Origin of the sequence: Frankia nepalensis (assembly GCF_016786325.1) — a bacterium.
GTDB lineage: Bacteria > Actinomycetota > Actinomycetes > Frankiales > Frankiaceae > Pseudofrankia > Pseudofrankia nepalensis.
Genome location: NZ_JADWYU010000211.1, coordinates 20,128 through 31,159, shown reverse-complemented (window position 1 = coordinate 31,159; position 11,032 = coordinate 20,128). Strand labels below are relative to the sequence as shown.

Here is an 11,032-nt window from a genome sequence, read left to right as displayed (position 1 = left end):
GGGGCCGCGCCGCCGGTCCCGGCGGCGCGGCGGGCCTCAGCGGGGCAGGCCGAGGCCCCGCTCGGCGATGACGTTGCGCTGGATCTCGTCGGTGCCGCCGCCGAGGCGCAGGCCCGGGGCGAACAGCAGCCGCTCGATCCACTCCTGCGCCAGCGGGTCGTCGACGACGGTCCCCGCCATCCCGAGCAGCGTCATCGCCGCGTCGGCGCTGTGCCGGGCGTGCTCGGAGTACAGCAGCTTCGTCGCCGGGCCGGCCGCCGCGATCTCGTGCCCGGCGGCCATCCTGGCCCGGAGCAGGTCCAGGGTCCGTTCGCGGATGACGGCCCGCGCCACCAGGTCGCGCGCGGCCGGGTCGTCGGCCCTGCCGAGCCGCCGGGCGAGCGCGACGAGCCGGGTGGCCGAGCGGCCGCTGGTGCCGCCGCCGATCGCGGCGCGCTCGCTCGCGAGCATCGTGCGCAGCACGGCCCAGCCGTCCCCGAGGCGGCCGATGAGACCGCCCGCGGGCACGAGGACGTCGTCGAGGAAGACCTCGTTGAAGTGGTAGGCGCCGTTCATCTGGCGCAGCGGGCGGACGTCCACACCGGGCTGCTCCATGTCCAGCGCGAAGCACGACAGGCCGGCGCGGCCCTCCTCCTTCGTCCCGGTCCTGGCCACGAGCAGCGCGTACCGCGCGCTGGTGGCGTTGGACGTCCAGACCTTCTGCCCGGTGACGGACCAGCCGCCGTCGACGGGCGTGGCCCGCGTCGACGCGCTCGCCAGGTCGGAGCCGGCGCCCGGCTCGGACAGCAGTTGGCACCAGCCGTGCTCGCCGCGCAGGATCGGCGGAAGGTAGGCGACCCGCTGCTCGTGGGTGCCGTGCGCGAACAGGACGGCCGGCACCATCTCGAGCGCGACGGCGAACATCTTCGTCGAGACGCCGAAGCGGGCCTGTTCCTCGGTGACGACCTCGTCCTGCCAGGCGGGCGCGCCGAGGCCGCCGCAGTCGGCCGGCCACGACCGGCCCGCCAGCCCCGCGTCGTACAGCCGCCGCTGCCAGGCGCGGGTCACGGCGAGGGCGTGCCGCTCGTGGGCGTGGTAGTCGGCGAGTGTCGTCGCGGTGACCGCGTGGACGGCCGAGAAGTCCTCGGGTGAGCCCTTGCGCGGCGCGGTCGACTCGAACCACGCGCGGACGCGGGCGGTGAACTCCTCCCGGCTCCCGGCGTCCTCCAGCCCGTCCAGGGAGGGCGCGTCGGCGGCGGTGCCGGGGTCCGGCGCGGATGGGTGCGACATCAGGTACTCGCCTCCACGGGGTTGGGCTCTGGTCGGGTGGCCTGGCTCGCGGGTGCTCGGCTCGCGGGCGCCCGGCAGGCTCTCGCGGGCCGGCGGCCGCGGGCCGGGCGCGGCCGGGCGGGGCCGGGCGGGGCCGGGCGGGGCAGGCCGGCGGGGGCAGCGTTCCCGACCATATGTCAACATCGATGTCAATTACAGGTCTATCAGGGCCCGCCCGCCAGCCGCTCGGCCTGCCGCCGGGCGCCGCCCGGTGATGGCCGCCGGGCGGCCTTCTCTGGCCGCGGCGCTGACCGGGTGGTACCACGACGGAACGGGCGGCGCGCGACGGGCCGGACCGCGCCGAGGGTGCCGCCGCGGGCCGGCGTGGGTCTGGTGGTCGTCAAGGGGTCGGGTGGCCCGCGGCCCCCGCCGGAGAGCCCTTCTGGCTATATCGACATCGATATTGACAATTGGATTGCGGGGACGGTCTCATGGGCTCTGTGCGACAGGATGAGTGGATCTTCGACTTCGACAACCACTACTACGAGGCGCCGGACGCCTTCACCCGCCACCAGGACCGGTCGCTCGGCAGCCGCGGGATCCGGTGGGCCGACATCGACGGCCGTCGCCGCCTGGTCGTGGGCGGAAAGATCAACAACTACATCGCCAACCCCACGTTCGACCCGGTGGCCCGCCCCGGTTGCCTGTACTCCTGGTACCGCGGCAACCCGGACCGCCAGGGCATCCGGGAGGCGTTCGGCAGGCTGGAGCCGCTGAGCGAGCACCCGGAGTACCAGGACCGCGAGGCCCGGCTGCGGGTGCTCGACGAGCAGCGCGTGGCCGCGACGCTGCTGTTCCCGACCCTCGGCGTCGGGGTGGAGGACGCGCTCAAGGACGACCCGGACGCCGCGGCGAAGGTGTTCCACGGGTTCAACCGGTGGCTCGAGGAGGACTGGGGCTACCGGTACGAGGACCGGCTGTACGCGGTGCCCTACGTACCGCTGCTCGACCCCGCGGCCGCCGTCGCCGAGCTGCGCGACGTGCTGGGCCGCGGCGCGGTCGCGGTGAACGTCCGCAACGCGCCGGTCCCCGTGCCCGGCGGCTACCGGTCGCCGTTCGACCCCGCCTACGACGGCTTCTGGGGCCTGGCCGAGGAGTCCGGGATCGTGGTGGCCACCCACGCGGGCGTCGACGGCTACGACACGCTCGTGCAGATGTGGGAGCCCGGCCGCGAGGAGCAGTCGGTCCTGCGCTCGCCGCTGCGGGGCGTGCTGACCAAGGGCCGGGCGGTGGCGGACTTCTACGGCGCCGCGCTGTGCCACCTCATCTTCGAGCGGTTTCCCCGGCTGCGCATGGCCAGCGTCGAGAACGGCGCGGGCTGGATCCCCGACTTGCTCCACCGGCTCGACGACGTCGCCAACCGCAACCCCGGCTTCTTCAAGGAGCACCCCCGCGACGTGTTCGGCGAGCACGTCTGGGTCACCCCGTTCTGGGAGGACCAGATCGACGAGCGCCTGCTCGCCGACGTGCGTGTCGACCGGCTGCTGCTCGGCTCCGACTGGCCGCATGCCGAGGGGGTCGTGGCGCCCGTCGACTTCGTCACCGAGTCGCTCGGCCACCTGCCGGCCGAGGACCTCCAGAAGGTCGCGCGCGACAACGCGCTGGACGTCTTGGCCCTGGCGAAGGCCTGACTCGCTACCGTTGAGGCGCCGGGCCCCGCGCAGACGCCCCGGGCGCGGGGACAGGCGGCTGTCCCGCCCGCGCGCCGGGCATCTGCGCGCGCCCGGTGGTGGTTCTTGTCCGAGGGAAGGCGAGTGACGAGTGACGGCGAGCGAGCAGTGACGGCGAGTGACCAGCGGACGGCGGACGTGGTCGGCGCGGCGGCGACGGGCGGCGACGTGGCGGTGGTGGCCGAGGGGCCGGTGCTGCTCACCGTCGGCGCCGACGGCGTCGGCGTCGTCACGCTGAACCGCCCGGAACGGCGCAACGCCTGGAACCCGGAGCTGGAGCGCCACTACTTCGAGGTGCTCGAGCGGGTCGACCGCGACCCTCGGGTCCGGGTCGTGGTCGTGACCGGCGCCGGGCGCACCTTCTGTCCTGGCGTGGACAGCGAGCGCCTCGACGGGATCGCGGACGCCGGTCTCGACCTGTCCGGGCGTCGCTCGCCGGTGCTGGCCTGGTCGCTGCGCAAGCCGATGATCGCCGCCGTCAACGGCGCGTGCGCTGGCATGGGCCTTGTCCAGGCCCTGTTGTGCGACGTCCGGTTCGCCGCCCGAGGAGCGCGGTTCACCACGGCGTTCGCCCGGCGTGGCCTGGCTGGCGAGTTCGGCGTCACCTGGCTGCTGCCGCGGCTGATAGGCGCGGAACGGGCGGCGGACCTCCTGCTGTCCGGACGGGTCTTCGACGCGGACGAGGCGTCCGCGCTGGGCCTCGTGAGCCGGGTCGTCGAGCCGGGCGAGCTCGTCGCGGCGGCCCGCGCCTACGCCGCGGACATCGCCGCGAACTGCTCGCCGGCGTCGCTCGCCCTCCTGCGCCACCAGCTGCACGCCGACCAGCAGAGTGATCTGGAGACCGCGCTGCGCCGCTCCTACCGCGCGATGGCGGTCGCCGTGAAGGGCGCCGACTTCCGCGAGGGCCTGGACAGCTTCCTGGAGAAGCGGAAGCCCGCGTTCCCGCCCCTGGCCGACGACCTCGACCCGGTGGCGGTCACCGGCGCGGGCCTGCCGGAGACCGCCGTCGTCCCCCAGGAGGCCCTGGAGTCGTGACGGCGGCTCCCGCGCCGTCCCGCGCCGGCGCGCCCGAAGAGGCGTACGGTCGCTAGCCCCCGGCGGCCGCGGCGCGTTCGGCCGCCCACCGCCGCAGGTCAGCCTTGATGATCTTCGCGGTTGACGTGCGGGGGAAGTCGTCCACCGTGCCGAGGTACTCCGGCAGCTTCTGGCGGCCGAGCCCGGCGTCGAGCAGGAGCGCCCGCGCGGCGTCGAGGCCGGGCGCTGCCGCGCCCGGCGCCATCCGCAGCACGGCGGCGACCTTCTCGCCGAACCGGGCGTCCGGGATCGAGACGACCGCGACCTCCAGCAGGCCGGGGACGACCCGCAGGAGCAGCTCCTCGACCTCGGCGGCGCTGATGTTCTCGCCGCCCCGGATGATGATGTCCTTCTTCCGGTCGGTGATCGTCAGGCACCCGGTGTCGTCGAGCACGCCGACGTCCTCGGTGCGGTACCAGCCGTCGGCGTCGAACGCGCGCGCCGTGACCGCCGGGTCGGTGTAGCCGACGCAGCAGTCCGGCCCGCGTGACCAGATCTCGCCCGGCGCTCCCACGGGCACCGCCGCGCCGTCGTCGTCGAGCAGCCTGATCTCGACCCCGGGCATGGGCCGGCCGTCGGTGCGCAGCCGGGACCGGGCGTCGTCGGCGTGCCGGGAACCGGTGATGGAGGGATGCTCGGTCGCGCCGTAGCTGCGCAGGACGGAGAGCCCGGCCGCGGTCGCCCGGTCCGCGACGGCCGGCGGCACCGCCGACCCGCCCAGCCCGACGTAGCGCATGAGGCTCAGGTGCTCGGCGGTCAGGTCGGGGTGGTCGAGCAGGCTCGTCAGGAAGAACGTCGACCCTGACCCGGCGGCAAGGCCCCACGTGCGCATCGTGGACAGCACCCTGGCCGGGTCCCAGACGTCGATCAGGTGCACCGGCCGGTCGTGTACGGCGGGCAGCAGCAGCGCGCCGAGCATGCCCATGAAGTGGCCCACGGGGGCACCGACCAGCGAGGACAGGCCGCCGCCCGCGTCCATGTCGTCGAGCTGGCGCAGCTCCGCCCCGAGCGTGTTGTGGGAGTGCACCACCCCCTTCGGGTCGGCGGTCGTGCCCGACGTGTAGGCGACGACGGCCGGCCCGTCGGGATCGACCTCGACCGGCCCGGCCAGCGCCCGACCGGCCGCCAGCGTGTCGAACCCGACGGCGCCGGCCGGCAGCGGCCCGTCGCCCGCGCCGACGACGGCTGCCACCTTCACCGACGGGGCGCCGTCGAGGACCTTCGGAAGATCGGCGAGGAAGTCACGCCGGCCGAACCGGGCGGCCGTGACGAACGCGGCCACCTCGGTGCGCCGCAGGATGTAGGAGACCTCCTTGACGCCGTAGAAGTGCACGATCGGCACGACGACGGCGCCGAGGAACGAGCTGGCGTAGAAGACGACCGCCGCCTCCGCCCAGTTGGGCAGCTGGAAGGCGACCGCGTCGCCCGGGCGCACCCCGCGCGCGGCCAGCCCGCCGGCCACCGCCAGCGCCCGCTCCCGTAACTCGCCGAAGGTCCCCTTCCAGGGCCGCTCCAGCGAATGAACGTGGAACTCCTGCCCGGCGTGCTCCCGCAGCGCCCCGTCGATCCGGGCGCCGAGCGTCGTGTCGTCCCACAGGCCCGCCCGCCGCCACTCGTCGGTCAGGTCGCTCGGTACTGGCCGCACCGGCCAGCGTTGTACGGACATCGGGTCTCCTCGGGACGGGCCGGCGCGGTCGGCGACGGTGGCTGGCGACGGTGGCTGGCGACGGCGGACGACGGCGGACGACGGCAGCGGCGGACCAGGGCAGGGGCGGGCCAGAGCGGGGCGGAGCACCGCGGGGGCTGGGCACGGCGAGGCGGAGCGGGCGCCGCGGACGCCTCGGGCATCCGCCGCGCGTCACCTGGCGGCGGTTTCGGGGCTAGTGAGTGGGGATGCGCGTCTGCGCGCCGGAGTCCTCGCCCAGGTCCGCCCCGCCCAGCTCCGCCCCGGGCGGGTCGGCGACCCGGGTGATCGTGGCGTTGAGCCGCGCGACATCCGAACGGCTGATGCCGCCCAGGCAGAACTCCCAGAGGTAGTCGCCGAGGTCCTGGGCCGACCGGTGGCTTGGCGCGAACGCGTAGTGATGGAACACGGACATCGCGAGCCGGGCGACCATCTCCGCGTCCCGTCCGACGTCACTCGGCGGCAGCAGGCCGGCGTCCTGGGCCGCTCGCAGCTCCCGCTCGATCAGGTCGACGAAGGGCTGGTCGGCGGCCGCGATCTCGTCCGGGAAGCGCTCCCGGAGCCGCCAGTGCTCGGAGGTGACGAAGCGGGCCCCGGCCAGGTCGTCGAACAGCCCGGTCACCGTCGCCGTGAGGTAGTACCGCAGCCGCGACAGCGGGTCCGGGAGATGACGCGCGGCCTGCTCGTACCGTCCGGCGTAGCGCGAGACCAGGTCCTCGATGACGGCGAGGAGTAGCTGGTCCTTCCCCGTGAAATGCCGGTAGAAGGTCTGCATCGCCACCCCGGCCTCCTTCACGAGCTCCTGCGTCGTGAAGGAGGCGCCTTTCGCGGCGATCAGCCGGTGGGCGGCCTCCACGATGGTCCGCGTCTGCTGGAGGCTCCGCGAGCGGGAACGGTGCACCAGCGGTGACCGGTCGGCGGCGCGTTCAGCCCAGGCCATGGCAGGAACGTTACCCGTATCCCGGCCGGCGGCCGGCACGAACATCCACTGGGCGAGCTCGACGACCCTTGAACCGTCGAATGCGTGCTCCGTCACGCGGCTCCTCCTCGGTTGGTCGCCATCGGGATGGCCGACCCGTCGCCTGGCCCGGCGGCCCCCTCCGCCTTCGCCTCGGCCTGCGTCTCGATCCCGCTGTCTCGATCCCTGTGCCTCGATCCCTGGCTCGACGCTGGGGGACCGTTCGAATGTAGGTCGCCAGTCTCGTGCTTGGGAAGACCTCATATCGCTTTGGGTAGAACGTTGACTTCTGCGCGGGGCGCTGCGATCCTCCTCACAGTCAGCCGGACGGTCCCGATCCAGGTCACGGCCCGCGAGCCGCGAGCGCGAGCCACGTGACGGCGGCGGCGCGGCCGAGCACGGCTTCCTGATCACTCTCGTCTTCCCCGGTCCCGGGTCTCGGGACGAACAACCGAAACGAGGTACCCGCCCATGCGGCACGAGCGCTACCGCCGTGGCACGACCCGCCGGAGAACGACGGGGCGACGCCCGGCCGCGGCCCGCTTAGGAGCGTTAGCCGGCGGGCTGGCCGTGAGCCTGTTCCTGGTCGCGGCCTGTGGGGGCGGCGACGACAGCGACGCGGCAGACCCCGGCACGGCCACCGGAGCCCCGGCCGCGGCCGGCGTGCTCGGGCCGGTCGCGAAGGCGGCCGGCGAGCCGGTGCTGATCGGGCTCGTCTCCGACGGGAAGTCGTCGATCGTCGACCAGTCGGTCGAGTTCGCGGTCGGCAAGGCCACGGTGGGCTACCTCAACGAGCACCGCTCGGGGATCGCTGGCCGGCCGATCGAGCTGGTGACCTGCGAGTCCCTGGCCGATCCGGGCAAGACCGCCGACTGTGCCAACAGCCTGATCGAGCAGGACGTAGCCGCCGTGGTGATCGGCGGGGTCGCCTCCCAGGAGAGCGCCTGGACACCGCTGCACGAGGCGGGCGTGCCGACCGTGTTCTACTCCACCGGCACGCCGGCGCTGCTCAATGACCCCGAGAACACGTTCATGTTCGCCGACCCGAGCTTCGGGACCATCGGCCTGCCGATCGAGACCGCGAAGCAGGCCGGCGTCAAGAAGGTCACCGCCGTGGTGATCGACGTGCCGGCAGCCAAGGGACTGCTCGAAGCCAGCGCGCCCGCCGCCTACGAGAAGGCCGGCCTCGACTTCGAACTGGTCGCCATCGCCCCTGGCACCGCTGACATGACCCCACAGATGCAGCAGATCGCCGCCGACGGCGGAGGCGTCTTCATCCTCGGCAACGACTCGTTCTGCATCAGCGCCTTCAACGGCCTGCGCGCCGTCGGGTTCACCGGCCCGATCTCCGCGATCGCCCAGTGCATCACCGACGCCACCCGCACCGCCGTCCCCGGCGACATGCTGGAGGGCATCAGCGTCTCCGCCACGGCGCCGCTCGGCACGGACAACCCGTCGACCCAGCTCTACAACGCCGTCGCCGCCACCTACGGCAAGGACATCGACACCAGCAAGATCGCGGGAATCAACACCTTCATGGCGGTCGCCGGCCTGCAGGTGGCGGTGGAGGACCTCACCGGCGACATTACGCCGGCGACGGTCATCGCGGCGATCAAGGCGATGCCCGCGAAGGAACTGCCCGCGGCGGGTGGCCTGCAGTTCCAGTGCGGCGGCAAGGCGATACCGGCCTCGCCGGCCGCCTGCGTCAGTGGCGGCCTGATCACCAAGCTCGACGGCAAGGGGCAGCCGACGACGTACGAGGTCGGCGGCTCGTAGCTGGCCAAGGACCGACCCGGCTGGCCGCCGGTCCGCGCCCGGCGCGCGGCGGCCAGCCGAGCGCGGCGAGCGGCCCTCGCCGGGCCGCCCCCGCGGTTGCCATCGTTCGTCGCCGACCGACGACCGTCCGGATCGAACCTGGAGCGAACCATGCCGAAGGGCATTCTGCTGGTGCAGTCGAATCCCGTGAGCGCCGAGCGCGAGGCCGAGTACAACAGGTGGTACGACGAGGAGCACATTCCCGACGTCCGGGCGGTCCCGGGATTCGTGGCCGCCCGCCGCTATCGGGTGCGTGACGCCGGAGGGATCAAGGCCGGCCCGTCGACACCCTCCTACGTCATCATCTACGAGGTCGAGGCCGACGACTTCGACGTCCCCATGGAGGAGCTGGGACTGCGCACCCAGCAGGGGCGCATCCGCCTGAGCGACGCGATCGACCTTCCCTCGATCGTCGCCTTCTACGAGCTCATCGAGTAGCGCCGGCGGTACGTCGTCGATGTGGTCTGGCTGGGCCGGGCGGCGCGGCCGCCCGGCCCTGGAGACGAGAGGCACGGAAATGACGCCGAGCAACGGTCGGCTGCGGGGCAAGGTCGCGTTCATCACCGGCGCGGCGCGCGGCCAGGGACGGTCCCATGCCGTGGCGCTCGCCCGCGAGGGCGCCGACATCGCGGCCCTCGACATCGCCGACCAGATCGAGTCGGTGCCCTACCCGATGGCGACCAGGGGCGATCTCGAGGAGACGGTGGCGCTCGTGGCGGCGGCCGGCGGCCGCTGCGTGCCCATCGTCGCGGACGTGCGGGACATCCACGCCATGGACGGGGCGGTCAAGCAGACGCTGGGCGAGTTCGGCCGGCTCGACATCGTGCTGGCGAACGCCGGCATCCTGCACATCTCACGGGGTGCCGAGACGCTCGACCAGTCGGCGCGGAACTGGGCCGATGCCGTTGGCGTGATGCTGACCGGCGTCTACAACACGATCCGGGTCGCCGCCCAGCCGATGATCGACCAGGGAGACGGCGGGTCGATCGTCATCACCAGCTCCACCGCGGGGCTCGCCGGGATGCACGACGGCACCGGCGGCATCGCCGGCTACAGCGCCGCCAAGCACGGCGTCGTCGGCCTGATGCGGGGCTACGCCAAGGTGCTCGGGCGGCACGGCATCCGGGTCAACACCGTCCATCCGATGGGCGTCGCCACGCCGATGGTGATGAACGACCGGTTCGCGGAGCTCTACGAGGACCCGGAGGGCGCCAGGATCCTCGATGTCTCACCGCGGCTGCTGCCCATCAACATCCTGGAGCCGGCCGACGTCACCAACGCGATCGTCTGGCTCGTCTCGGACGAGGCGCGCGCGATCACCGGAATCACCCTCCCGGTCGACGCCGGCGTCACGAGTCCCTGAGGCGCGGCCCGGCGCCGACCGCGACCGCGCCCGCGTCGGCCCAGCCGGCGAGCCGCGCCAGCGAGCGCAGGGCGCGGCGCGGGTCGCGGGACAGGCGGGCGTCCAGGTGGGCGCGCCGCTCGTAGAGGTGCAGGCCGTACTCCCAGGTGAAGCCGATCGCGCCGGTGAGCTGCAGCAGGTCGTGCAGCATCGGCACCGCGCTCTCGGCGACCGAGGCGGTGGCCGCCAGCGCGTGGCGGTCCGCGCCCTCGGCGCCGTCGGTGAGCCGGTTCGCCGCCTCGTCGGCCAGCAGGGACAGGCCGCGCAGGCGCACGGTGTGGTCGACCAGCCGGTGCTGGACGGCCTGGAAGCCGCCGAGGGGCCGGCCGAACGCCGTGCGCTGGCCGGCGTAGTCCACCGTCCGGCCGAGCGTCCGCTCGAGGCCGCCCAGCGCGTCGCCCGCCAGCAGCAGGCCGTGCAGCAGCTCGACCCGCGCGCTCCCGTCGGGCGGCGCCGCGAGCGGCCGCGCGGCCGCCCCGGAGAAGGCGACGTCCGCGCACGAGCGGGTGACGTCGAAGGAATGGGCGTGGATCGTCGCGCAGGTGGCCGCCTTCGGGACGAACAGCATCCGGTCGCCGTCCGCGGCCAGGAGCACGAACGAGTCGGCGTCGGCCGCCCCGGCCACCAGGCGGGCCCGGCCGCTGACCAGCACCGTGGGGCCGTCGCCCTCCGTGACCGCGTCCGCGTCCAGGAACGCGAGCGTCGGCACGTGCGTCCCGTCGACGAGGCCGGCGAGCGGGCCGGCGCGGTGGTCCTCGTCGAGCCAGCGGGACAGCGCGTAGGAGGCGGCGGTCAGCGCGGCGTAGGGGCCGGGGTGCAGCGCCGCCCCGAGCTCCCGGCTGACGACCAGCGCGGCCGCCACCTCGGCGCCGAAGCCGTCGCACTCCTCGGTGACGCACAGCGCGGCGATCCCGAGCTGGGCGAGCGCCGGCCAGCCCGCCCGCCAGTCCTGGCCGGGCTCGGTCGGTTGGGCGCCCGCGTCCGTGCCGAGCGCCCTGCGCAGGGTGGCGGCCAGCTCCAGCAGGTCGGCGCGCGTCGTCGTCATGCGGTAAACCTTTTCCGTCGTCGCTGCGGATGTTTCCCTGAACCTTGGATCCCGCGCGGGATCCCGCGCGGGAGGT

The 11,032-nt window shown here is 73.9% G+C and carries 9 protein-coding genes; 5 read left to right on the top strand and 4 right to left on the bottom strand.

All coding sequences use genetic code 11. The features are described from left to right. Nucleotides 1–36: 36 nt before the first annotated feature. Nucleotides 37–1,269 carry an acyl-CoA dehydrogenase family protein gene (locus I6A81_RS33580; RefSeq protein WP_203010402.1) on the bottom strand — a complete coding sequence of 411 codons (1,233 nt, stop codon included), beginning with the start codon at nucleotides 1,267–1,269 and terminating at the stop codon, nucleotides 37–39. Nucleotides 1,270–1,739: 470 nt separating this feature from the next. Here I6A81_RS33580 and I6A81_RS33575 point away from each other — a divergent pair, with 470 nt between their 5' ends. Then, a complete protein-coding gene (locus I6A81_RS33575) occupies nucleotides 1,740–2,939 on the top strand; it encodes an amidohydrolase family protein (protein ID WP_203004636.1) in 1,200 nt (399 codons plus the stop codon). Between the two features lie 177 nt (nucleotides 2,940–3,116). Beyond that, nucleotides 3,117–4,013, top strand: coding sequence for an enoyl-CoA hydratase-related protein (locus I6A81_RS33570; protein ID WP_407661418.1), 897 nt, complete (start codon nucleotides 3,117–3,119; stop codon nucleotides 4,011–4,013). A 52-nt stretch (nucleotides 4,014–4,065) separates the two neighbouring features. Here I6A81_RS33570 and I6A81_RS33565 read toward each other — a convergent pair whose 3' ends face one another. Further along, on the bottom strand, nucleotides 4,066–5,718 hold the full coding sequence (locus tag I6A81_RS33565) for an AMP-binding protein (RefSeq protein ID WP_203004635.1): 1,653 nt from the start codon (nucleotides 5,716–5,718) through the stop codon (nucleotides 4,066–4,068). 214 nt (nucleotides 5,719–5,932) lie between these two features. After that, a complete protein-coding gene (locus I6A81_RS33560; protein WP_307875098.1) occupies nucleotides 5,933–6,772 on the bottom strand; it encodes a TetR/AcrR family transcriptional regulator in 840 nt (279 codons plus the stop codon). A 393-nt stretch (nucleotides 6,773–7,165) separates the two neighbouring features. Between I6A81_RS33560 and I6A81_RS33555 the strand changes: the two genes are divergently transcribed. The 3 genes from I6A81_RS33555 (at nucleotide 7,166) to I6A81_RS33545 (ending at nucleotide 9,872) form a co-directional block, all read left to right on the top strand. After that, complete coding sequence (locus I6A81_RS33555; protein WP_203004634.1) at nucleotides 7,166–8,470, top strand: ABC transporter substrate-binding protein; 1,305 nt, start codon at nucleotides 7,166–7,168, stop codon at nucleotides 8,468–8,470. A gap of 150 nt (nucleotides 8,471–8,620) precedes the next feature. Further along, nucleotides 8,621–8,947 carry a DUF4286 family protein gene (locus tag I6A81_RS33550; RefSeq protein WP_203004633.1) on the top strand — a complete coding sequence of 109 codons (327 nt, stop codon included), beginning with the start codon at nucleotides 8,621–8,623 and terminating at the stop codon, nucleotides 8,945–8,947. Between the two features lie 79 nt (nucleotides 8,948–9,026). After that, nucleotides 9,027–9,872 (top strand): mycofactocin-coupled SDR family oxidoreductase, encoded by an 846-nt coding sequence (locus I6A81_RS33545; RefSeq protein WP_203004632.1) that lies wholly within the window; start codon nucleotides 9,027–9,029, stop codon nucleotides 9,870–9,872. Here the strand turns inward: I6A81_RS33545 and I6A81_RS33540 are convergent. Beyond that, nucleotides 9,859–10,956 (bottom strand): acyl-CoA dehydrogenase family protein, encoded by a 1,098-nt coding sequence (locus I6A81_RS33540; protein ID WP_203004631.1) that lies wholly within the window; start codon nucleotides 10,954–10,956, stop codon nucleotides 9,859–9,861. The genes I6A81_RS33545 and I6A81_RS33540 overlap by 14 nt on opposite strands. Between the last annotated feature and the right edge of the window lie 76 nt (nucleotides 10,957–11,032).

What these genes read in the sequence shown, in the direction of transcription:
- I6A81_RS33580 (WP_203010402.1), bottom strand. Translation starts at nt 1,269, where the DNA reads ATGTCGCACCCATCCGCGCCGGACCCCGGCACCGCCGCCGACGCGCCC.
- I6A81_RS33575 (WP_203004636.1), top strand. Translation starts at nt 1,740, where the DNA reads ATGGGCTCTGTGCGACAGGATGAGTGGATCTTCGACTTCGACAACCAC.
- I6A81_RS33565 (WP_203004635.1), bottom strand. Translation starts at nt 5,718, where the DNA reads ATGTCCGTACAACGCTGGCCGGTGCGGCCAGTACCGAGCGACCTGACC.
- I6A81_RS33555 (WP_203004634.1), top strand. Translation starts at nt 7,166, where the DNA reads ATGCGGCACGAGCGCTACCGCCGTGGCACGACCCGCCGGAGAACGACG.
- I6A81_RS33550 (WP_203004633.1), top strand. Translation starts at nt 8,621, where the DNA reads ATGCCGAAGGGCATTCTGCTGGTGCAGTCGAATCCCGTGAGCGCCGAG.
- I6A81_RS33545 (WP_203004632.1), top strand. Translation starts at nt 9,027, where the DNA reads ATGACGCCGAGCAACGGTCGGCTGCGGGGCAAGGTCGCGTTCATCACC.
- I6A81_RS33540 (WP_203004631.1), bottom strand. Translation starts at nt 10,956, where the DNA reads ATGACGACGACGCGCGCCGACCTGCTGGAGCTGGCCGCCACCCTGCGC.